The 22,797-nt window shown below is 61.2% G+C and carries 20 protein-coding genes; 9 read left to right on the top strand and 11 right to left on the bottom strand.

Annotated features, from left to right (window positions below):
* Positions 1-8: 8 nt before the first annotated feature.
* The 10 genes from FTO60_RS17840 to FTO60_RS14615 form a co-directional block, all read right to left on the bottom strand.
* Positions 9-233: a hypothetical protein gene (locus FTO60_RS17840; protein ID WP_197738502.1), complete on the bottom strand. Its 225-nt coding sequence runs from the start codon at positions 231-233 to the stop codon at positions 9-11.
* Positions 234-559: 326 nt separating this feature from the next.
* On the bottom strand, positions 560-1,918 hold the full coding sequence (locus FTO60_RS14655) for an NADH-quinone oxidoreductase subunit N (RefSeq protein ID WP_148056648.1): 1,359 nt from the start codon (positions 1,916-1,918) through the stop codon (positions 560-562).
* Entirely contained in the window at positions 1,918-3,378 is a 1,461-nt protein-coding gene (locus FTO60_RS14650; protein WP_148056647.1) for a NuoM family protein, read from the bottom strand. Before FTO60_RS14650 ends, FTO60_RS14655 begins: the two co-directional genes overlap by 1 nt.
* Positions 3,379-3,389: 11 nt before the next feature.
* On the bottom strand, positions 3,390-5,138 hold the full coding sequence (locus tag FTO60_RS14645) for an NADH-quinone oxidoreductase subunit L (protein ID WP_197738501.1): 1,749 nt from the start codon (positions 5,136-5,138) through the stop codon (positions 3,390-3,392).
* A complete protein-coding gene (locus tag FTO60_RS17835; protein WP_197738500.1) occupies positions 5,129-5,287 on the bottom strand; it encodes a hypothetical protein in 159 nt (52 codons plus the stop codon). Before FTO60_RS17835 ends, FTO60_RS14645 begins: the two co-directional genes overlap by 10 nt.
* Positions 5,284-5,595: an NADH-quinone oxidoreductase subunit NuoK gene (gene nuoK / locus FTO60_RS14640; RefSeq protein ID WP_148056646.1), complete on the bottom strand. Its 312-nt coding sequence runs from the start codon at positions 5,593-5,595 to the stop codon at positions 5,284-5,286. The genes FTO60_RS17835 and nuoK overlap by 4 nt, the downstream gene beginning before the upstream one ends.
* Complete coding sequence (locus tag FTO60_RS14635) at positions 5,592-6,110, bottom strand: NADH-quinone oxidoreductase subunit J (protein WP_148056645.1); 519 nt, start codon at positions 6,108-6,110, stop codon at positions 5,592-5,594. Before FTO60_RS14635 ends, nuoK begins: the two co-directional genes overlap by 4 nt.
* Positions 6,107-7,006 (bottom strand): NADH-quinone oxidoreductase subunit H, encoded by a 900-nt coding sequence (locus FTO60_RS14630; protein WP_148056644.1) that lies wholly within the window; start codon positions 7,004-7,006, stop codon positions 6,107-6,109. Before FTO60_RS14630 ends, FTO60_RS14635 begins: the two co-directional genes overlap by 4 nt.
* Complete coding sequence (locus tag FTO60_RS17830) at positions 7,003-9,657, bottom strand: heavy metal-binding domain-containing protein (protein WP_197738499.1); 2,655 nt, start codon at positions 9,655-9,657, stop codon at positions 7,003-7,005. The genes FTO60_RS14630 and FTO60_RS17830 overlap by 4 nt, the downstream gene beginning before the upstream one ends.
* Positions 9,654-10,016, bottom strand: a complete 363-nt coding sequence (locus FTO60_RS14615; RefSeq protein WP_148056643.1) for an NADH-quinone oxidoreductase subunit A — start codon at positions 10,014-10,016, stop codon at positions 9,654-9,656. The genes FTO60_RS17830 and FTO60_RS14615 overlap by 4 nt, the downstream gene beginning before the upstream one ends.
* A 368-nt stretch (positions 10,017-10,384) precedes the next feature.
* Between FTO60_RS14615 and FTO60_RS14610 the strand changes: the two genes are divergently transcribed.
* The 4 genes from FTO60_RS14610 to FTO60_RS14590 all read left to right on the top strand — a co-directional run bounded on the left by FTO60_RS14610 (position 10,385) and on the right by FTO60_RS14590 (position 16,205).
* Entirely contained in the window at positions 10,385-11,071 is a 687-nt protein-coding gene (locus tag FTO60_RS14610) for a DUF6629 family protein (protein ID WP_148056642.1), read from the top strand.
* Positions 11,072-11,339: 268 nt separating this feature from the next.
* A complete protein-coding gene (locus FTO60_RS14605) occupies positions 11,340-13,682 on the top strand; it encodes a cation-translocating P-type ATPase (RefSeq protein ID WP_148056641.1) in 2,343 nt (780 codons plus the stop codon).
* A gap of 29 nt (positions 13,683-13,711) precedes the next feature.
* Complete coding sequence (locus FTO60_RS14595) at positions 13,712-15,595, top strand: TRAP transporter large permease subunit (RefSeq protein WP_254696823.1); 1,884 nt, start codon at positions 13,712-13,714, stop codon at positions 15,593-15,595.
* Positions 15,596-15,737: 142 nt separating this feature from the next.
* Positions 15,738-16,205 carry a murein L,D-transpeptidase family protein gene (locus tag FTO60_RS14590; protein ID WP_254696822.1) on the top strand — a complete coding sequence of 156 codons (468 nt, stop codon included), beginning with the start codon at positions 15,738-15,740 and terminating at the stop codon, positions 16,203-16,205.
* A gap of 43 nt (positions 16,206-16,248) precedes the next feature.
* On the opposite strand, the gene FTO60_RS14585 is transcribed toward FTO60_RS14590, so the two are convergent.
* Positions 16,249-17,031 carry a ZIP family metal transporter gene (locus tag FTO60_RS14585; RefSeq protein WP_148056639.1) on the bottom strand — a complete coding sequence of 261 codons (783 nt, stop codon included), beginning with the start codon at positions 17,029-17,031 and terminating at the stop codon, positions 16,249-16,251.
* Positions 17,032-17,430: 399 nt separating this feature from the next.
* Between FTO60_RS14585 and FTO60_RS14580 the strand changes: the two genes are divergently transcribed.
* The 5 genes from FTO60_RS14580 (at position 17,431) to FTO60_RS14565 (ending at position 22,759) form a co-directional block, all read left to right on the top strand.
* Positions 17,431-17,859, top strand: a complete 429-nt coding sequence (locus FTO60_RS14580) for a helix-turn-helix domain-containing protein (RefSeq protein ID WP_148056638.1) — start codon at positions 17,431-17,433, stop codon at positions 17,857-17,859.
* 138 nt (positions 17,860-17,997) lie between these two features.
* The gene (locus tag FTO60_RS14575; protein ID WP_148056637.1) at positions 17,998-18,465 is read left to right on the top strand and encodes a GbsR/MarR family transcriptional regulator; all 468 of its coding nucleotides are present in this window, start codon (positions 17,998-18,000) and stop codon (positions 18,463-18,465) included.
* Positions 18,466-18,501: 36 nt separating this feature from the next.
* Positions 18,502-18,915, top strand: a complete 414-nt coding sequence (locus FTO60_RS17920) for a hypothetical protein (protein ID WP_254696821.1) — start codon at positions 18,502-18,504, stop codon at positions 18,913-18,915.
* Complete coding sequence (locus FTO60_RS14570; RefSeq protein WP_254696957.1) at positions 18,876-19,649, top strand: efflux RND transporter periplasmic adaptor subunit; 774 nt, start codon at positions 18,876-18,878, stop codon at positions 19,647-19,649. The genes FTO60_RS17920 and FTO60_RS14570 overlap by 40 nt, the downstream gene beginning before the upstream one ends.
* The gene (locus tag FTO60_RS14565) at positions 19,649-22,759 is read left to right on the top strand and encodes an efflux RND transporter permease subunit (protein WP_148056636.1); all 3,111 of its coding nucleotides are present in this window, start codon (positions 19,649-19,651) and stop codon (positions 22,757-22,759) included. The genes FTO60_RS14570 and FTO60_RS14565 overlap by 1 nt, the downstream gene beginning before the upstream one ends.
* Positions 22,760-22,797: the final 38 nt, after the last annotated feature.

The following is a 22,797-nucleotide window of genomic DNA, read 5'->3' as shown; positions in this document are numbered from 1 at the left end:
ACTCAGCTTTAGGATTTATCGGTGGATTTCGCGTTTTGGGTTGTCCCGTCGCGAACCGCATCCGTATTGTCATGATCGTGATGCACGGGCTTATCGTCGCCCGTGCCCGCCTGATCCTGCGTGTGTTTGCCGCCCTTGTGGCCGCCACCGTGACCACCGTGGCCAAACAGATGCATCGCAATCATGCCGCCGCCCAGCAGCACGATGAACCAGTTATCAAGCAGCCATTGCATATTGTTCTCCATTTCTTTCCGTTGCCTGATGTCACAGGCAGATCAGGTCGCGCGATTGCGCGGTTGCAACTATAGACGCGCTTATGGGCGCAACATTACAGCCGGTGCCCAAATGATCGTCACCGACCGGTTTTGCCCGCACGACCAACATGTTGACCGGCTGGCGCGTCGGCATTCGGCACGGTTTGCGCCACTTGCTTTACGGTCACGCGGAATCAGTCATGCATCTTGGAATCGGGTGAGCAAACGGGACGCAGGCGTGCGCGAACGGATGTCACGGCATGACCACGGGGGTGGTTGTCGCCCTCTGACACTACAGGGTGCGATCAGCCGGGGAATATGCCCGCGAAAAGTCCCATAAACAGCGTCACCAGCGCGGTGACAGCAAGCACCACCACCAGAGGCAGTGCCAATGGCGCGGCCTCGGAGTCCGCCTTTGGTGACTGATACATCGGCACGACGATGCGCAGATAGACCGCCAGCGCCAGCACGCTGTTAAGGATGCCGATCACTGCCAGCCAAAGGAACCCTGCCTCGACGGCGGCGGTGAACAGATAGACCTTGCCGACGAAACCGAACAGTGGCGGGATGCCTGTCAGCGACAGCAGGAACACTACCATTGCCACGCCCAACACGGGTCGTGTGCGCCCAAGTCCGCGTAGATCGTCAAGGTTGCGTCCGGCGGCCATGATGATGACAAAGGCTCCGAGGTTCATCGCCACATAGGCCGCCGCAAAGATCAGGATTGCGGGCACCGCGATGGAACTGACGCCCAGGCCCACGACACCCATCAGCAGGTATCCTGATTGCGCCACCGAGGAATAGGCGATCAGCCGGACGAGGTTGGTCTGCACCAGTGCGGCAAGATAGCCATAGGTCATCGTCACTGCCGAAATCAGCGCCAGCGCAAACGGCCAGCCAGCCTCGCGCGGCAGATCGCGCAGGATCTGGGCAAAGGCAAAGAAGGCCGCCGCCTTGGTGATCACCGACAGGTAGGCCGCGACCGACACCGGCGCGCCGTCATAGGCATCTGGTGCCCAGAAGTGGAACGGCACCAGCGACGCCTTGTATCCCAGCCCCACGATCACCGCGATCAGCCCGGCGATGAGGATCAGGGACTGCCCCTCAAGCGCGCCCAGTTCGGAAAACAGGGTCGAGCCCGCGCCGCCGAACCAGAAGGTCAGCCCATAGATCATCACCGATCCGGTCACCGCACCAAAGACAAGGTATTTCATCCCCGCCTCGGTGGCCGCATCGTCGCGCGGGTAGGCCACCAGCGCAAACGAACCCAGCCCCGTCATCACCACGCCGATGATCAGCACCATCATGTCGCCGCCGCCCGCCAGCATCAGCGCCCCCAGCGTGACCAGCACGATCAGCGAATAGACGCTGCCCTCGCGCGCGCGTCCCGCGATCTCGGCCCGCGCCATCAAAAGCGCCAGCGCCGTGCCGGGCAACAGGATCAGCTTGGCCCATCCCGCGATCGCGTCGATCCGGTAGGTGCCGCCGAACACCGTCGTGTCGGCGTCAAGAACCGGCAGGGTCAGCGCCGTTGACAGCCCCAGCGCCACAAGCCCGATAACCAGCACCAGCCGTGCCGCACGGGCCATTTCGGCCACGATCATCAGCATCGCGGCCCCGGCCAGCAGCAATTCGGGTGCCAGAAAGGCGAGGTCGCGCTCCATCAGTTACCAAGGCCCGTCATAGTGGTGTGGATGATGTCGATCAGCCAGCCCGGTGCCACGCCCACCAGCACCGTCAGGATCAAAAGCGGCACGATCACCAGTTTCTCGCGTCGATCAAGGTCGGGCATGTCGGCCCATTTCGGGTTCGCTTCGCCCAGAAACACTGCCGCGATGGCGCGCAGGTAGAGCGCCGCCGTCACCACGATGGCAAGGATCGCCACAATGGCCCAGGGTGCGGCGTTCAGCGTGGCGAGGAATATCTGGAATTCGGCCGGGAAATGCGCCAGTCCCGGCAGCCCGAGCGAGGCAAAGGCCGACAGCACAAAGGCCCAGCCCAACCACGGCACCCGGCCCAACAGTCCGCCAAACTCGTCCATACCCCGGCTGTGGGCGCGGTCCTGCAACATGCCCACAAGGAAAAACAGCGCCCCGGTGACCAGCCCGTGGCTGACCATCTGCAAGGTTGCCCCATCGAGCGCGATGGTGCGGATGCGCGGGTCGGTGGCCAGCGCCGCCACGGCGACGCCCATCACCACGTACCCCATGTGATTGACCGACGTATAGGCGATCATCTTTTTCAGGTCGCTCTGCGCCAGCGCCGCAAAGGCCCCGTAAAGCGCGCTGACCACCCCGAAGGCCAAGATCACCTGACCCGCTTGCACGAATGCCTCGGGCGTCATCTGATAGGCAAAACGCACCAGTCCGTAGGTGCCGAATTTAAGCATCACACCCGCCAGGATCACACTGCCCGCCGTGGGTGCCTGCACGTGGGCCGCCGGCAGCCAGGTATGCACCGGAAAGGCCGGGATCTTGACCGCGAAGGTGAACAGCATGGCGATCAGCGCCAGCATTGCTGCGATACCTACCAGCGGCGGCGCGTCGATCCAGGCGCGCATGTCGAAGGTGCCCGAGCCGAGGTAAAGCCCGATGATCGCCAGCAACAGCGGCAGCGATCCCAGCAGCGTATACAAGAAAAACATCAGCGCGGCGCGCTGCCGGTCCTCGTATCCCCAGCCCGCGATCATGAAATACATGCCCACCAGCGAGACCTCGAAAAAGACATAAAACAACAGCCCATCCAGCGCCATGAACGTGCCGAGAGAGGCGGTCTCCAGCATCAGCATCAGCACCACATAACTGGCCGCCCGCTCGCCCACCCGCGCCGAATAGATCGCCGACAGCAGGAACAAAAGCGAGGTCAGCAGCACCAGCGGCAGGCTCAGCCCGTCAAGGCCCAGCCGATAGGCGGCACCGATGGCGGGGATCCACGCAATCTCCTCGATCTGGGCAAAACCGCCCGGAACAATACCGCGCGCCCAGATCGCCAGCGTGATCACAAAGACGGCCCCGGTCGCCGCGATGGACACCCCGTGCGCGATCCGCGCTGATCGGGCGGGCAGCACCATAAGCACGAGACCGGCAAGGATCGGCAAGAAGGTGGCAATGGTCAAAAGCGGCATTTGTGTAATCCTTACAGATAAAGCGGAGCGGCGATCAGAACGCCGATGACAAGGACGATCCCGGCAAAGGTCAGCGCCATCTCCCGGTGGATGAAGCCACTTTGCAACCGGCGGGCACGGGCGCCGAGCGCGATAGTGCGGTCGACCAGCCCAAAGATTGCGCCATCAATGGTGTCGCGGTCGGTACGGCGGCTGAACTGACCCAGAGACAGGTTGATCCGCCCGATTGCGCGCACGACGGCGAGCAGGCGGATTTCGATGGCTTCGGTCAGGGCCGCAAGGGCGCGGGCACCGCCCGCCACGCCTCCCAGCACGACAGTGCCGATGATCCAGCCGTCGATCCGGTCGCAGACAGCGGCCAGCGCCAGCGCGGGGCGGGCCACCAGCGCCTGCATCCCGCCCGCAATCTCGAACCCGCGTGACGCGGGGCCAAGAAGCGGCCCAAGCAGTCGGGCGGGCGCGACGGCCCAGCCAAGGGCCAGCCCGACAAGGCCCACGGCCAGCCCCGTCAAGGGGATGAACCACGCAGGCTCGGGCGGATATGCGTCAAGCATCGCCTCAAGCGGCTTGAACCCGAAACCCAGGGTGGCTGCCAGCACCACCAGAACACCCATGCCTGCGGCCATCAGCGGCACGGCATCGACGGGTTGGTCGGCCTTTCCGGTCCAGAGCACCTTCAGCGCGCGCGCCATATAGGCCCCAGTCAGCACCGACCCCAGCAGCGCCAGCGGCAGCAGCCACGATGCAAACGGGCTGTCCAGCGCGGCGGCAAGGATCGCATCCTTGGAGAAAAACGCCGCCATCGGTGGCAGCCCCGCCAGCGCAAGTGCGGCCAGCGCAAAGCCTGCAAAGATACCGGGCCGCGCCCGGCCCGCGCCCTTCAGCGCGTCCAGATCGGTGCTGTCGCGGTCATGCTGGAACACGCCTGCGCCCAGAAACAGTGCAGATTTGATCGCCGCGTGGGCGATCAGGTGCAAAAGCGCGGCCACCGGCACGCCCGCACCCACCGCCACCAGCATCAGCCCGTACTGGCTGGCCGTCGATGCGGCAAGCAGGCGCTTGAGGTCGCGTGCGGCCAGCGCCATCAGCCCCGCCACCACGGCAGTGACCCCGCCGACAAGGCCCACGGCCAAAAGTGCCCCACCCGGCAGCATCGGCGCAGCGCGGATCAGCAGGATCGCCCCCGCCGCCACCAGCGTCGCCGAATGCAGCAGCGCCGAAACCGGCGTCGGCCCCGCCATCGCCCGCATCAGCCAGTCCTGCATCGGCACCTGCGCCGACTTGCCCATGGCCGCAAACAGCAGCAACAGACCGGCAATCAGCGCCGGGGTGCCTGTGGTGGCCAGCGTCGCCGAAATCTCGGACGTTCCCGCCACGCCGATCAGCAGAAAGGCAGCCAGATACAGCCCCAGATCAGCCGTTCTTGTATAAAGAAACGCGCGCGTCGCGGCCCCCGGCACCCCGTCGCGGGTATGCCAGAACCCGATCAGCAGGTAAGAGGCAAAGCCGATCATCTCCCACGCCGCCAAGAGCGTGATCCAGTCGCCCGAGAGCACCAAAAGCTCCATCGCGGCGACAAACATCATCATGGTGCCGAAAAAGCGCACCCGCTCGGGGTCATGGGCCATGTAGCCCGCCGCATAGAGCAGCACCATCGCCGCCACCGCTGCAACCACAAGCGCCAGCGTCGCCGTCAGCGGGCTGGCCAGAAGTCGGATCGGCAGGTCTGGCAGGAAGGGCAGCACGGCCGTCACCTCCACCCCCCCGACGCTCCGGCAAACAGCCCCAGCGCCCCGAGCAGCCCCAGCCCCGCCCCGGCCAGCGCAATGCCAGCCGGTGCGTGCCGCAGCGCAAAGACCGCAAGTGCGGCACCCAGCGGCGCCAAAAGCGTGAGGGCCAGCCAGATCACCCGTTGAGCTCCCGCGCTTCTTCCATCTCGACCGACCCGCGGGATCGGAAGCGTGCAATGGCGATGCCGAACCCTACGGCCATTTCAACCGCCATCACCGCCATCACGATCAGCACGAACATCTTGGCCGCTGTGACATCGGGATGCAGGTAGCGCCAGAAGGCCACCATGTTGACAAGCGCGGCGGCCAGCACCAGTTCAACCCCCATGATGATCATCACCAGGTTGGTTTGGCTCAGCGCGCCGTAAAGCCCGACGCCAAAAAGCGCCGCCCCGACGGAAAGAGCAATCAATAGTTCGGGGATCATGGCGTGTCCCTTTCTTGTGGCGCGATGGCAACCATGGTGGCGGCAATCATCGCGGTCAGGATCATCAATGCGGCGCTTTCGAAAATGAACATCGAGCGCCCCAGCAGTTCGCGCCCCAACATGCGGGCCTGTTCATCGGCACCCGGCACCTCGGGCACCGGCCCCTGCCACCCGGCGGTCCAGATCACGGCCAGCGCCACGATCAACCCGATGCCGCCCGCCCAAAGCGACAGGCGCTTCTGGTGGGTCATGTCCATCTTGCCCATGCCGCCGGGGTCCATCATGAACATCACCATAAAGATCGCCATCACACTCATCTCGGTGGCCATCATCATGATCTGCAACACGCCCAGAAATTCGGCCTGCATGACCAGGAACATGGCACCGATGGCGGTTTGGCTGAACAGCAGCGCGATGGCCGAACGCACCATGGAATGGGTGCGGAACACGACCACGCCGAACCACACCGCCGCGATGCCGAAAAAGGCGAGGAAGAGGGATGTGGCGAGGCTCATATCGGCACCACCAGCGCGATGACGCCGACCAGAAAGATATTGGCCAGCGCCAGCGAAATGCCCAGCTTCCAGCTGACGGCAAGATAGCGTGCCTCGCGCAGGCGGGGCAAATGACGGCCCAGTGTCAGCATAGCCGCAGCGACGGCAAGCGTTTTAAGCGCCGTCCAGGCCCAGCCCGGCAACCACGGGCCCAGCCAGCCACCAAGGTAAAACGTGACCGTCGCACCCGACAGCGCCACGATGATCACCAGCCGCGCCAGCCGCCAGACGGCAAGGCGCGCGCCGGTATATTCCGCCTCGACCCCGCCGCCCAGATCGCCGCCCCCCGTGGGCAGGTCGATGGGTGGCAACCAGGCCACGCCCAGGGCCGCGACCACGAAGAGGACAAAGCCGATGGGTTGATAGAACACGTTCCACAGCGCCGCCTGCGATAGAACGATCTGGGTGCTCGACAGCGATTCCGCGCGCATCGCCACCGCCGTGATCGGCATGACGATCAGCATCGCATAGGCGATGAATTGCCCCAGAAACCGCCAGCCGCCGATCATCCCATAGGCCCCGTTCGGCCCCCACCCGGCCATGATCAGCGCGACCAGCACATAGGCCAACGCGGCGTTCAGGAACAGCGCGCCGATGGCCAGATCGGTGATGATCAGCCCCGGCGCCAGCGGGATCACCGCCACCGACAAAAGCCCGGCCACCAGCAGCAGGATCGGCCCAGTTTCGAAAAACAGCCGGTCGGGCGTGCGTGGCAGGATCTGTTCGCGGCCCAGCAGGGCCAGCGCCGAAATGGCCGGGCGCGTCAGGCTGAATCGCCCGTGGACCGCCCAGCCTTCGAACACGGCCACCAGATAGCAGCCGACGGCCAGCGCCAGAAGGACAATGGCAATGGTCATGCAGCGCCCCCCCAGGGATCGAGGTCAAGCGAGCCTATGGCGCTGAGCGCCTCGGCCAGTTCCATCTGTTGCGTCATCGGCCCGACTGTGGCGGCGAGTGCTGCGAAAGGCGTCGTCAGGTGCAGGGTTTCAACTGCGCCGCCCGTGAGATTCAGGTGCAGGGCCGCTTTGCCGCGCGGGGTTTCGACGCTTGCCATGCCGTGCCCGTCTGTTGGCAGTTTTTCGGGCGCAGCGGGCAAGGCGATGGCCCCGGCGCGCGCGATCAGGTCAAGGCTTTGTCCGATCTCGTCCAGACGGTGCAACAGCCGCGCCCAGGCGTCGCCGCCGTCCCAGGTAAGGGTCGCAAATTCAAGCGCGCCATAGGCAGGCTCTCCGGCCCGCGCGTCGGTCTCGATGCCAGAGGCGCGCGCGACCGGGCCGCTGATTTTGGTGCCAGAGAGGTCGATCCGCCCGATACCGGCCAGCTTGTCGCGCAACAGCGGCGCACGGCGGTATCGCGCAATCAGGGCGTGGACCGCCGGGGCGCGGCGGGCGATCTCCTGCACATCGGCCATGCGCAACCCCCATTGCAAGGTGGCGGCACGTCGTTCCAACCACGAAAGTCCGGTTTGCCGGGCAAGGTCGGCAAGCCAGCCCAGATGGCTGGCCACCCGCTCGCGTTCCATCGCCGCCGCGCGGGCTTTGGCCACGTCAGGGCCGGGCGCGGTGCCGGCCGCATCCTCCAGCGCGCGGCAGGCCAGTTCGCGCAGCGCGACAGGTGCCAGTGGCGACAGCGCGGCCAGCCGGTCGGCCAGGTCCTTCGCGGCAAAGCCCGGCGCGGGCGGGGCCGCTGCAAGGCTTGACGCATTGGCCTGCGCAACGCTGTCGCCATCCAGCGTCAGCATCAGCCCCAGCCCGCCGGGCAGTCCCGGAAAAAACGGCCCGAAAGGTGCGTCGATCCACTCCATGATCAGCCCGTCGGGGCTGACCGGTTTGCCCTCGGTCAGATCGACCATCGACATGAAATGCGGCTCGATCCCGGGGATGTCGGGGGGGGCGCCATGGCCACCGTGGCCACCATCGCCGCCATGCTCTCCGGTCGTGTCGTGGCCCGAGTGCCCGCCCTGCGCGTCGCCACCAGTGTGATGCCCGTGATGGTGATGGCTGTGATCCCCCGCCTTGCCTTGCAGCACGAGGTCCATGCCGCATTTGGGGCAGGAGCCAGCGCTGTCTGAGGTCACCTCGGGATGCATCGGGCAGGTATAGGTCTCTGCCTTCTGTGCCTCGGCGGTGTGATCACCGTGACCGTGTTTGTGGTGATGACCGTGGTCGCCGCCTTCGCCCTGCGGGACGAGGTCCATACCGCATTTGGGGCAGGAACCAACGCTGTCGGAGGTGACCTCGGGGTGCATCGGGCAGGTATAGGTCTCTGCCTTCTGTGCCTCGGCGGTGTGATCACCGTGACCGTGTTTGTGATGATGACCGTGGTCGCCGCCTTCGCCTTGCGGGACGAGGTCCATACCGCATTTGGGGCAGGAGCCGGGGCTGTCTGAGGTCACCTCGGGGTGCATCGGGCAGGTATAGGTCTCTGCCTTCTGCGCCGTGGCGGCGTGATCCCCGTGATCGTGATGGCCGTGATCCCCCGCCTCGCTTTGCGGGACGAGGTCCATACCGCATTTGGGGCAAGAGCCGGATTCATCCGAGACCACTTCAGGGTGCATCGGACAGGTATAGGTCGCAGGCTCCACGGACTTATGGGTGTTGTGTGCGGAATGACCGGTATTTTCGGCTTGCGCCGGGGGCCCGGCAGATTTTTCATGGCCCTCATGGCCCTCATGGCCCTCATGGCCCTCATGGCCCTCATGGCCCTCATGGCCCTCATGGCCCTCATGGCCCTCATGGCCCTCATGGCCCTCATGGCCCTCATGGCCCTCATGGCCCTCATGGCCCTCATGGCCCTCATGGCCCTCATGGCCCTCATGGCCCTCATGGCCCTCATGGCCCTCATGGCCCTCATGGCCCTCATGGCCCTCATGGCCCTCATGGCCCTCATGGCCCTCATGGCCCTCATGGCCTTCATGGCCTTCATGGCCTTCATGGCCTTCATGGCTGGCCGGGGCCGCGCCCGACACCTCGCGTTCGACCAGAAACATACCGCATTTCGGGCATTTGCCGGGTTCGTCCGAGACCACCTCGGGGTGCATCGGACAGGTGTATTCGATCCGCGTGGTCAGTGCGGGGGCCTCGAAATCAACCACATGGGCGGCAAAGGCGCCAGAGACAAAGGCGTCACGCAGATCTGCCAGGCCCGCGTCCAGCCCGTCTTGCGACAACGGACCAACGACATCGGCCTTTGGCAGCGGCGCGATATCACCGGCCCCCAGCGCCAGGATCGCGCGCGGTCGCGGCATCTGGGCCCAGACCACACAAGCGGCATCGACAAGGGCGGGCGGCAACGGCCCGGCAATCAGCAGGACGTTCGCTTGGCGGGGGGTGTCGGCGCGATGCAGCCCGGCGGCGGCGAGATCCAGCCCTTGAGCGCGCGCTACATCCGCGCCCGGCACCACAAAGGCGCAAAGATCGCGCGCCATCGCCAGTGCGACCAGCCCGCGCAGGCCCCCGATCACCCCTTCGCGGGCGCCTGACAGTATTTTGCCTGACTGCATCTTCATTGTCGCCTCAACGCGCCCTGGGACCAGCCGTAAAGCAACCCGAGAAACAGAACCGCCAGGAACACGCCCATATCAAGCAGCGCCACGAGACCTTCCTCGCGATAAACCACTGCCCACGGATACATAAAGGCCATCTCCATGTCGAAGGCGAGAAACAGCAGCGCGTAGCCGTAGTATTTGGCGTGATAGCGCACCCAGACAGGATCGCGCGACAGGGTACCGGCGGTCGCGGGAACATCCTTGGCGGGTTCGGGATGGCTGCGGCCGATGGCGCGCGCTAAAGCGTACATGCTAAGAACAAAGCCCAGCACGCCAAGGGTTAGCCCGAAAAGGATAGCGTATTGGGCGAGTTCGCTCATGCGACGGCTGGTCCTTTCAAGTTGATTCCAAAGTGACGCTACGGTTTCGTGCGTTGCAGCACAACCGCCGGTTAGCCACCCAAGAGGTTTCGGTTAAGTCATGGACGCTGCTTGCCTTCGCGCATTACAGTCGTTTGGAACAAATGATCCGCATCTGCGAATAATCCGATCTGAAAAGCAGAATCTGGTGCAATTGAAAACCGGACTCCACGACGAACATTCGCGAACCTTTTCGCCCGTGCGGCTGACCTGTGGTCAACACCAGCCTATTGCCCCGTGACAAAACGTCAGGCCATTCCTAGACTGTCCTGATGCACGGACCAACCGCAGTGCCGTTGCGACCAGAACCGAGCCGAGGAAGATCGCCTATGTGCCTGTCAGCCCAAGTCAGCTTTGCCGCCAGCGTCTTTCTGGTGGGCGGCGGCGCTGCCATCTCGACCATCGCATGGCAGCGCAACAAGCGCTATCTTCCGCTGGCGCTGATGCCACTTTTTGCCGGGTTGCAGCAATTCACCGAAGGCTTTGTCTGGGTCGGCATGAACGGGAATGATCCCCTGACGGTTTTGTGGGGGGCGATGGGCTTTATCTTCTTTACTTGGTTTATGTGGCCGATCTGGGTGCCCTTTTCGGTCTATATACTTGAACCGAAGGAAAGCCCGCGCAAGCGGCTGTTCCTGATTTTGGCGCTGATCGGTCTGGCCTTTGGGTTGTTACTTTACATCCCGCACGGGTTGAACAGCAATATGGTCGTGGTCGAGATCAACAACCAATCGCTGGCCTATGAAAAGTCGATGTGGCTGGATTTCATGATGCCGCGCTGGCTGACAAATGTGATCTATCTGGCTCTCATCATAGTGCCCCCGGCGCTGTCACGCTACAAACACATGCGTCATTTCGCGCTGACACTCGTGGCTGTGGTCGTTGTCGATATCGCCTTCCTGCAATTCGCCTATATCTCGTTTTTCTGCCTGCTGGCGGGGCTGGCGACACTGCATCTGGTCTATATCATCCTGACCAACAAATGCGCCCGCGAATGCCCTGAACTCTTTGCCTGAACGCAAGAGCGCAGGGCGCGCAAGCATGGAAAATCATGGATGTGCATCCGAGGCTGAATAACAATTCGGGTGGCGCGGGAAAGTGACCTTGACGAAATCTTCAGCCTCGCAACCCGGGCCAAGACCTGAATCGCGAGGTAAATCTGCAGCCCTATTGATACGCAATCGCAAGGCGTAGCTTCGGCATTTCTGTTGTCATTTTTCGCTTGAACCTCTAGTCGCTGTAGAGCGTATGCAGGTCGCATCACTGCGAATCCAAGGACGCATCATGCCACCAGATACCTCGCCTCACAGTCACGATTATTCCACCAAGGCGCCCGGATCCGGCGCCAGTTGCTGCAGCGGCGGGGCCGCCATGCAAACGCAAGTGCAAGCCTCTGATGGCCTCAGTTTTCATGTCAGTGGTTTGGATTGCGCTGAGGAGGTCTCGATCCTGAACCGCGTTCTTGGACCCGAGGTTGGTGGAACCGATTACCTGGCGTTCGACGTGATCAACGCGCGAATGACGGTGCTGGGTGGCGGCAAGGACATTTCTTCGGACCAGATCGTTGCACTTGTCGGGACTACCGGTATGAGCGCCAAGCCCTGGGATGCCGAGGACGCGAATGCCGATCAGGCCGCACATCTGAAGACCCAAAAGCGCTTTACGGCGCTGAGCGGCGGGTTTTGGGCTGCCGGTTTCATATATCACATCGTCGAGACCGGGTTTGGCGGCGCGATTGGCCTGTTTTCAGGTCATGGCGAGGCGGCAATGCCAATGACAGAGGCGGGACTGTTTGCCGTGGCTATCCTGTTCGGGGTCTGGCTTGTGGCGCCAAAGGCATGGTCATCGGCGCGCAGGCTTTCACCGGACATGAACCTGTTGATGGTGGTGGCCGTGGCGGGTGCGATTGGCCTTGGTGAATTCTTTGAAGCCGCAACGGTCGCTTTCTTCTTTTCGCTTTCGTTGTATCTGGAAAGCTGGAGCGTGGGACGCGCGCGCAATGCGGTCGCTGCGCTGTTGGACCTCGCTCCGCCGACGGCGCGGGTCGTCTATGACGATGGCACCGAGGCGGACGTTCCCGCCGCCGCAGTCGCAATCGGTGCGAAGTTCGTCGTGCGCGGTGGTGACCGTATTCCGTTGGACGGTGATGTGGTTGGCGGGGCCGGGGCTGTCGATCAGGCGCCCATTACCGGCGAAAGCGCGTTGGTGCCCAAAGAGGCGGGCGATGAAGTTTATGCCGGCACGATCAATGGCGAAGGCACTTTGACGGTGCTGGCTACCAAGGCCGCTTCTGACACGGTGTTGTCCAAGATCATCCGCATGGTGGGTGATGCCCATTCACGCCGCGCCGAAGTTGAACAATGGGTTGCCAAGTTTGCGCGCATCTACACACCGGTCGTGATGGTTCTCGCCATTCTGATCGCGCTGTTACCCCCGCTGTTGGCAGGTGGGGCGTGGGGCTTCTGGTTTTACAATGCACTGGTGCTGCTGGTCATCGCCTGCCCCTGTGCGCTGGTCATTTCAACGCCCGTGTCAATCGTTGCGGCGCTTGCCGCCTCGGCGCGCAACGGCGTGCTGATCAAGGGTGGAGCCTATGTCGAAGCGCCCGGCCGCACCACGGCTTTGGCGATGGATAAGACCGGCACGATCACGATGGGCGAACCCGAAGTCGCGGGCGTTTATCCGATTGGCACGACGTCGCAACGCGACCTTTTGCTGCGTGCCGCAGCGCTTGAAGCGCGATCATCGCACCCGCTTGCAAGGGCTATCCTAAGCCGTGCAGAACGGGATAACCTGTCGTTTGCCGCCGCCAACAACACCCGCACTGTCCCGGGCCGTGGACTTGAGGGTGATATGGACGGGCAATCGATCTGGCTAGGGTCGGACCGCTTTGCAGAAGAAAAGGGGTTTGGCGCCGCGATTCCGCCAGAGCTTCGTGAGAGCATCGAGGGCGCGGGAAACACGCTTGTCGCCATTGGAGACGAAAGCGGGGTCCGTGGCGTTCTTGAGCTGCGCGACCGGATCAGGCCCGATGCAAAAGGCATTGTAGCGCGGCTGCACGCGCAAGGCGTCAAGAAGATCATCATGCTGACCGGGGATAACGCGGCAACAGCAAGGGCCGTGGCCGCCGAAGTGGGCATTGATGAAGTGCGCGCCGAGCTTCTTCCCGAGGACAAGGTGACTGCCATCGAAGAGCTGGTGGCGCAGTATCGCACGGTCGCGATGATCGGGGATGGTGTGAACGATGCCCCGGCGATGGCGCGTGCGCATTACGGCATCGCGATGGGGGCTGTCGGGTCGGACGCCGCGATTGAAACGGCTGATATCGCGCTGATGACCGACGATATCGGCAAAGTCCCGTGGCTGATCGGGCATTCACGCCGGACCATGTTGATCATCAAACAAAACATCGGGCTTTCTCTTTCCACAAAGGCTTTGTTCGTTGGGCTAACCGCGTTCGGTATGGCGTCGATGTGGGGCGCGATCGCCGCTGACGTGGGGGTGTCGCTGCTGGTTGTGGCCAACGCTTTGCGTCTTTTGAATGCGCGCGAAGACAGGTCCGGGCCGCATGGCGGGGACCCGGCCGGTGAATCGATGGCGAAGGCTGCGCTGGCGCATGGCCACTAACATTCATGGCTTTTGCGAGGGGCGATGGCATGCGAATTCTGGATTGGATTGACCGCGGCATTCGCGGCATTGGCGTTGTCACCGCATGGGTGACGATAATTTTGATCGCCGCATATAGTGCGCTGCAGATGCTGGATCGCAAGCTGCAACTTGGCGTGTCGAGTTACTTGCCGGACTTGTCGACGTCACTGCTTTTTGTCCTGATTTTCCTGACTTTCGGCTATACTTACCTGCGTGACGGTCACGTTCGGGTTGATGTCTTTCGCCGCCACTGGCCCGCGCGCCGTATCGCCTGGATCGAGCTGATAGGCTGTCTGACAGTTCTTCTACCCCTTGCAATAATCCTAGCCTACTATGGCTGGGACGGCCTGTTGCGCACCACAAAATACGCCGAGATGCAGGTGTGGGCGCAACGTATCGCTGGTTTCGTCGGGCCCATATTGCTGGCACTGGCCGGGGGGTTGTCGCGTTGCGCAACCTTGCTTTTCTGGCGGGAAGACGTGCGCAGGGCGCGCCGGAGTCGACGGGTGGCCTTCATGATGGTGAGTGAGGCCCTGACGGTCGCGATGCTGCTCGTGATGGCGATCGGGGTGTTCAGCGGCTACCCTGTTGCGCTGGTCTTGGCGGGAACCGGGTTCCTGGGATTTACTGCGGCGGTCTGGGTTGGAGTTACCGATTTTCAGCATCTGGGTCTGATCTACCTGCGGGTGCGCGGTGTTCTGACCAATGAAACAGTGCAATTCACCAGCGTTCCCATGCTGATTTTTCTGGGTCTGATCCTGAATGCCAGCGGCGTTGCTGAAACCATGTTTCGTTTGTTGGGGAGTCTCCTGAAAGGCGTTCCGGGTCGCTTTGCAATCGCGACCTTGCTGATTGGCCTCATTCTTGCCCCCGCTGCCGGGGTCATTGGCGCGTCAGTTATCACTGTCGCGCTGGTCGCCTATGCCCCGATGATGGCGTCTGGCTATGCCCCGCGGACTGCGGGAGCCGCTGTCGCGGCCTCGGGCGCACTTGGTGTCGTGTTCCCGCCAGCCGTGATGCTGTTCTTCATATCGAACGTCTTTTATCTGCGTATCGGACTGATGTATGTGGCGCTTATCGTCCCAGTATTCTTGATGGTTACAGCCTTTGCGATCTATTTCGCCGTTACATTGCGAAAAACCACCGAAGTCCAGCCCGACGCGCCAAAGACCGATCTCCGGTCAGATATTGTTTTTGTATTTGCGTCGGTTGCCGTGATTGCGTCGATACCGTTGAGCATCATTTTGGGGCTTGCGACCTTGTCTGAGGCGGCCGGAGTAGGGGTGTTTGGGGCCTTGCTTGTTGCCTTCATGCGAAAGCGTTTGTCTTTCTCGACGTTGAATTCTGTAACCGTTGAAACCGGCGCGATGACCTCGATGGTGTTTTTCATCGTTCTGGGCGCATCGATTTTTTCGCTAAGCTTTCATCTTGTTGGTGGGCCCGATGTGATCTTCAACAGCCTATCCGTTTTTGACCTGTCAAGATGGGAAATGCTGGCGCTGCTGCTTGGTCTGGTTATCGTGCTTGGCTTTGTTTTCGACTGGATCGAAGTCCTGTTGGTTTTTGTTCCGGTGCTTATGCCGATCTTTTCGGAACTCGATTTCGCCGATCACGTTGGCTCGGCGTATTTTGCACAGATTTGGATAGCGGGCCTCATTGCCCTGGCGCTGCAGACGTCCTTTTTGACACCGCCCTTTGGTTATGCGTTGTTTTTCGCAAAAATGGCGGCGCCAAAGGGTATCAGCCTCGCTGATATATATCGCGGTGCCGTTCCATTGGTGGTGATCGAGATTTTGCTGATTGGGGCGCTTATTTCGTTCCCGCAACTTATTACGTGGTTGCCGGAGGTGGCGCTTGGGTCTGCCGATGCGCCGCAGCTCATCGAACGTTAATATCGTCTGCAAGAGGCTGACCCGCGCGGCAATTGATCTGAAGGTGGATTTCCCTTAGAGTGCAGCCAATCAAGTCGTCCGCAAAGGGCTTAGAGCAGTGATGATTAGCAAATTTCCAAGACGTTTCTTTCTGGTGGGAAGCATGGCAGCTTTTCTTTCAGGCTGTGCAAGCAAGTTCCGCTCTTACTCAGGCCCCGAAGTCACGCGGGTGCGCATCTTCAAGTCGCAAAGGCGGCTGGTTCTGGAAGGTGCTGAGGGTGTGTTGCGCACCTATCCGGTCGGGCTTGGCTTTGCACCGGCGGGTCACAAGCAGTTTGAAGGCGACGGACGGACCCCCGAAGGAGCCTATGTCATCGACCGTCGTAATCCGAACAGCCTGTTCCATCTGTCAATCGGCATTTCCTACCCGAATGCTGCGGATCGTGCATTCGCGGCGGCGCAGGGCAAGTCGCCGGGTGGTGACATTTTCATTCATGGCGGTCCACGGCGTGGCATCGACCCAACCAACAAGCGCGACTGGACGGCTGGCTGCATTTCCATCTCTGATCGCCAGATCGAAGAGGTCTATGCGATGGTGCGCAACGGGACGCCGATCGACATCTACGCGTAACGATAGCAGCCGGTCCAAAGTAGGCCGCATCAGCTTTGTGGTCTTAACCCAGCCACACATCCAAAAACAGCATGAGAGCGAGCCCGACTGACAGGCCCAACGTGGCCTTGTTCTGGTGGCCGTTCCTGTGGGTTTCGGGAATGATCTCGTGACTGATAACGTAAAGCATGGCACCAGCGGCAAACGCGAGCCCCCACGGCAAAATTGGCTGCGAAATGGTGATGATCCCTGCGCCCAGCAAACCACCAATCGGTTCCACCAAACCAGTGAGCGCGGCAATGCCCCAGGCCCGCCCCTTTGAATACCCTTCGCCTAGAAGTGACACCGCGACAGCCAGACCCTCGGGTGCGTTTTGCAGCCCAATCCCGACGGCAAGCGGCAGGCCGCCCGACATGCCGTCCGCGCCGAATCCAACACCAACTGCGAGGCCTTCGGGGAAATTGTGGATCGTGATGGCGATGATGAACAGCCAGACCCGGCGCAGGGACGCGGCCTCTGGTCCTTCGCGCCCCGTGCTGAAATGTTCATGTGGCAGCTTTTCGTTCATGAACGCCACAGCCCCCATGCCAAGAAGGATTGCCACAACTACAATGGCAGCGGGCGCCGCACTGCTGGTGTATCTTAGTTCAGCGGCATCCAGCGCGGGGATGATCAGCGAAAAGAACGACGCCGCCAGCATGACACCTGCTGCAAATCCCAGTGATAAATCCCGTGTTGCGCGCGATGGGATTCGCCCGAAAAGAACTGGAATAGCGCCAATGGCTGTCAGTGAACCAGCGGCCAGTGCCCCCAGAAACCCAAGCATGACAGGGGATAGAGATTCCAAATTGGAGCCTTCCTTCTTAGCGTATTTTGGGCACTGATATAGCTGTAACGCGCCGCTGTCGATCCATCCCCGAAGATCGTCAAGGTGTTGCAAGCATCGCGCAATTTACCCGGGACCATTCCAGATGCACATGGCTTGGGTCATCGCCTGAACGTCGCTGCCAAGTGATAGTGCGATTTAGGCTGCGCAAAGCCGCAAAGCGACGGTAATTCTCATGTCGTAGTGGTGGCTACTGGAAACTTCGCCCCTGTTTCTGCAAATTTTTTCTTTTCAAGCTTTCCAGTTTCCAGCGGTTCAAGCCCCATTTTGCCTGCGGGCAAGGGTTGCGGACTTACGAACCAATTTGCGCTTGTGTCTGATAAAAGCTAAAGCTACTGACGCTATAGAAATGAGGGTCACATGATCACAATTGGCAGCCTTGGCAAGAAAACCGGGACGAAAGTTCAGACCGTCCGATATTACGAGCAAATCGGACTTATGCCCGAGCCTGGCCGGACACAGGGCGGACAGCGCCGCTATACAGATGCCGAAGTGGACCGCCTGTCGTTCATTCGACATGCGCGGCAGTTAGGGTTTTCGCTTGGGGCAATTCGTGAGCTATTGGATCTGAGTGACAATCCCGACCGCTCTTGTCACGATGCGGACGCCATCGCCCGTCGGCAGCTCAAACAGGTCGAACTGCGGATGGATCGCCTGAAGGCGCTGCGGGCCGAGCTGAAACGGATGATCCACGAATGCAGCGGTGGCAATGCGGCGGACTGTAAGGTGCTCGAGGTGTTGCGGGACCATTCTGAATGCCTGACCGATCACGAAGAAATCGGCGCATAAGCCCGATTGCCCACATCTGATCCACGAGACGCATCACCTTTACGATATCCTATTGCCGCGCCTATTGTTCAGTTTTGACTGAACACACTTGACGACATGCTGGCGCCACCCTAGGTCGATGGCGAAACGGAGGCATGTATGACAAAGGCGCCTGATATCTCTGCAATCCGCGAAGAGTTTATCGAACGGATTGGCCTTGCAACGCAGGCCGACAATCTGCCGCGGATCGCCGGGCGGATCTTCGGTATGATGTTGTTTGATGGCGAAACGGTATCTTTTGGCGATCTTGCCGACCGCCTTGATGTAAGCCGCGCAAGCATCAGCACCAGCGTGCGCTTGCTTGAACTCAAGGGTTTGATCCGACGCACCGCGAAATCAGGTGATCGTCAGGATTATTTCGAGTTGATGCCTGATCCATATACATCGATGATCGAAACGGCACGCAAACGCACACAAACGACCAGAAGTGATATTGCGCAGACGTTGTCGGCCCTGCCGCCCACACATGATGCCAAGCACCGTTTGCAGGGCTGTGCCGCCTTTTACGACGCGCTGGATGCGGGTCTGGACGTCGCCATTCAGAAAATATCGACATCTTCGAACTAACCCATTGGCCCTTTGGGTCGCCAAGGAACCAGCATCATGACCAACACCGCCAACAAGGCACCGGTCGAAACGCCAGCCGCCGCGCCGCAAGACACCGCGCTTAGGTTTGAAGCGGATAGGGGCGCGGCGCGCTCGACTTGGATCGCCCTTGCCCTGGTGATTGCCATCGTTGGCTGGATGGGCAGCGGGTTTGTTCTGCCCTCTGACGACGAAACGGCGACCTTCACGCGCGAGGATCCTGCGCCCTTGGCCGTTGCTGTTGCCATGTCACAGGCCGAGGAGGTGACGCAGTTCTATCGCGCTGAAGGGCAGGCGCTCGCGGATCGTGATACCGGGTTGGTCGCGGAAACCTCCGGTGATATTGCCGAAGTTCTGGTGCGCAGGGGCAGGACGTTGCGGCCGGTGATGTCATCGCCCGTTTCGATCCAGCAGCGAACCAAGCCGAGGTGAACCGTGCTGCCCAAGACCTTGCCACGGCCCAACGTGAATTTGACAATGCATCGGCGCTTTTGGATCGCGGGGTCGCCACCAATGACCGCGTAACACAAGCCCGGGCGGCACTGGCGGCAGCGCAGGCACAGGTGATCGAGGTGCAGCAGGATACCAACGCGCTTGAAATCACCGCGCCATTCGGTGGTCGTATCGAAACGCTTGACCTTGACGTGGGAGAGTATGTCAGCGCTGGCACACAGGTCGCGCGGCTGGTTGATATCACGCCCCTGACTGTCGAAATTCAGGTGCCCCAGCAGTCATTGACCTTGCTTGAGGTCGGACAGCCGGCATCGGTTGAATTTATCACTGGTGAAAAACGCGAGGGTATCGTCACCTTCGTCGGATCGGCCGCGGCCGCGGAAACGCGCACATTTCTGGCCGAGATCGAAGTCGACAACGCCGATGGCGCGATTCCATCGGGTATTTCTGCCCAGGTCGTCATTCCCACAGGGACGGTCACGGCGCATTTCCTTCCGCCGTCGATCGTGTCTTTGAATACCCAGGGTGATCTGGGGATCAAGACCGTTGACAGTGACGCGACGGTCGCGTTTTTCCCGATCGAAGTTGTCGATGCGCAGATTGACGGCGTATGGGTCACGGGCCTGCCCGACAGCGTTGATGTCATCACGGTGGGGCAGGGGTTTGTCAGCGAAGGCGAGGTCGCAGCCCCGCGTCCTGCGGAGATGAACTGATGAACGCCCTCATTGACGCAGCTTTTTCGCGTTCGCGGGTGGTTGTCATGGCTTTGATCATGGTGATGTCGGTCGGTGCCTATGCCTATATCTCTATCCCCAAGGAATCGACGCCGGAAATCCCGCTGCCGCTGTTCTATGTCTCGACGGGTCTGGACGGGATTAGCCCCGGCGATGCCGAACGCTTGCTGCTGGCCCCGCTTGAGTCCGAGTTTTCATCCATCGCCGGTCTCGACAGTCTGAAGTCGGATGCCGCCGAAGGCTTTGCCAGTCTCCAGCTTGAATTCAGCGCCGGCTCTGATACGCAACTCGCGCTTGATAAGGTCCGCGAGGCGGTGGACCGCGCCGAGGGCGAGCTGCCTGATGACGCCTATGACGTGACCGTGACAGAAATCAACACGGCCCTGTTCCCGATTGTCACCGCGATCTTGTCGGGGCCCGTGCCCGAACGCACATTGAATGCTTTGGCCGAAGACCTGCAGGAAGGAATCGAAGGTTTGCCGGGGGTTTTGGAGGCCGACATCGGCGGCGCGCGCACCGAGTTTCTGGAGGTGCTGATCGATCCGACGGTGTTCGAGACCTACAATCTGTCGTTTGACGAACTTATCGGGCAAATCCAGCGCAACAACCGGTTGATCGCCGCGGGTGCGATTGAAACCGGTTCGGGGCGTATTGTTCTCAAGGTGCCGGGGTTGATCGAAGGGCTTGAGGATGTGATGGCGATGCCCGTCAAGGTGCGCGGCAATGCGGTCGTGACCTTTGGCGATGTCGCCACGGTGCGCCGTGCCTTTGAAGACCCAAATTCATTTGCGCGCATCAACGGCCAACCCGCCCTGGCGCTTGAGGTTACGAAACGGTCCGGGGCGAACATCATCGAAACTGTCGCCGAGGTCAAAGCGCTGGTCGCCCAAATGCAGGTAGACTGGCCTGAAAACGTTAAAGTCACGTTTCTGCAGGACCAAAGCAAACAGGTCAAAGACCTGCTAAGTGACCTTGAAGCGAACGTGATCGCCGCAGTGATCTTAGTGATGATCGTCATCGTTCTGGCCCTTGGGACACGGTCGGCGATTCTGGTCGGGCTGGCCATTCCCGGTGCGTTTCTGGCTGGCGTCATTGCCCTTTGGGTGATGGGCTACACGATGAATATCGTTGTGTTGTTTTCCCTTATCCTGGTTGTCGGGATGCTGGTGGATGGGGCGATTGTCACCACCGAACTGGCAGACCGAAAACTGCAAGAGGGCGCCGCACCCAAAGACGCGTATTCCTTTGCCGCCAAGCGCATGGCCTGGCCGATCATCGCCTCCACCGCGACAACGCTTAGCGTATTTTTCCCGCTTTTGTTCTGGTCGGGCATGGTCGGCGAATTTATGAAGTTCCTGCCCATCACCGTGATCCTGACCCTGTTTGCATCACTCTTTATGGCGCTGATCTTTATTCCCGTTGTGGGCGGCTTGATCGGCAAGCGGCAACCCCAATCTGCTGGCGCCAAAGCCGCGCTGCATGCTGCCGAAATCGGCGATCCGCGCGACATGGGCGGTTTTACCGGCCGATATGTGCGCCTGCTGGAATGGGCGATCACGCGCCCGATGGCCACGCTGTTGCTGGCGCTGGCGCTGCTGCTGGGCGGCTTTGGCCTTTATGGCCAATTCGGCAAGGGGGTTACGTTTTTCCCGTCCGTCGAACCCGACTTTATGCAGGTTCAGGTGCGCGCCCGTGACAACTTTTCGATTTTTGAACGTGATGCGTTGGTGCGGGCCGTCGAAGACCGGCTGTTGGGCTACGACGAAATCGCCAGTATTTATGCCCGTTCCATGATGAGTGCGGGGCAGGGCGACGAAGAAACCATCGGTACGCTGCAACTTGAACTGACACCTTGGGATACCCGCCGCACGGCGGCTGAAATCGGCGAGGATATTCGGGCCGATGTTACCGATATCGCCGGAATTGACATACAGGTTCAGACTGAAAGCGGTGGGCCGTCCAGCGGCAAGCCCGTCAACTTGGAAATCACTGGACGCGACCCGCAGGCGCAGCAAGACGCGGTGCGGCAGGTCCGCGATCTGATGGACACGATTGGCGGCTTTACAGATGTGACCGATACGCGCCCCGTTCCGGGTGTGGAGGTATCCATTATCGTCAACCGGGCCGAGGCTGCACGCTTTGGGGCTGACGTCAGCCTGCTGGGACAGGCCGTGCAATTGCTGACCCAAGGCATCACGGTGGCCGATTATCGCCCCGATGACACCGACGGCGCGCTTGATATCCGCGTGCGCTTCCCGCGCGAAGATCGGTCGCTATCTGAGCTGGGCAGCTTGCGGGTGCCGACAGCGGCGGGCCTTGTGCCGATCTCGAATTTTGTGACCTTTGCGCCCACGGATCGCACCGGTGTGATCCGCCGCGTCGATGAAAAGCGCGTCACATCGATCGAGGCGAATGTGGCCCCAGGTTTGCTGGTCAATGATCAGGTGATCGCGCTGCGCACGGCCCTTGAAAACGCCGACCTGCCGGATGGTGTGGCCTATAGTTTTGGTGGCGAGGCCGAGGACCAGCAAGAAAGCATGGTCTTTCTGATTGGCGCATTTGTATCGGCGGTTTTCCTGATGTTCGTGATCCTTGTGGTGCAATTCAACAACTTTTATCAGGCGTTTATCGTGATGAGCGCGATTGTCTTTTCAATCGCTGGCGTGCTGCTGGGCCTGATCGTAACGGGCCGCCCGTTCGGGATTGTGATGGGAGGCTTGGGCGTCATTGCCTTGGCCGGGATCGTCGTGAACAACAACATCATCCTGATCGATACCTACAACAATTTGAAAAAGCTGGGACAGTCGCCGCTCGAAGCGGCCTTGCGCACGGGTGCGCAGCGTCTTCGGCCTGTGGTGCTGACTTCGGTGACGACGGCCTTGGGGTTGATGCCAATGGTGATCGGTTTGAACCTGAACTTCTTTACGCGCGACATTGTTTATGGTGCCCCCTCGACCCAGTGGTGGACCGAATTGTCAGCGGCAATCGCGGGCGGATTGGTCATTGCTACTGTGCTGACTTTGGTCGTGACGCCGGCGATGTTGATGCTGGGGGAACGGCGGCGCAATCGTGCGGGCGTCACAGCCTAGCGCGGCCTCTTTAACTCTGCCCGACTGGCGGATAGGGT

Source organism: Octadecabacter sp. SW4 (genome assembly GCF_008065155.1).
GTDB lineage: Bacteria > Pseudomonadota > Alphaproteobacteria > Rhodobacterales > Rhodobacteraceae > SW4.
The sequence above is the reverse complement of the archived record's forward strand: the minus strand, read 5'-3'. Positions and strand labels throughout refer to the sequence as shown.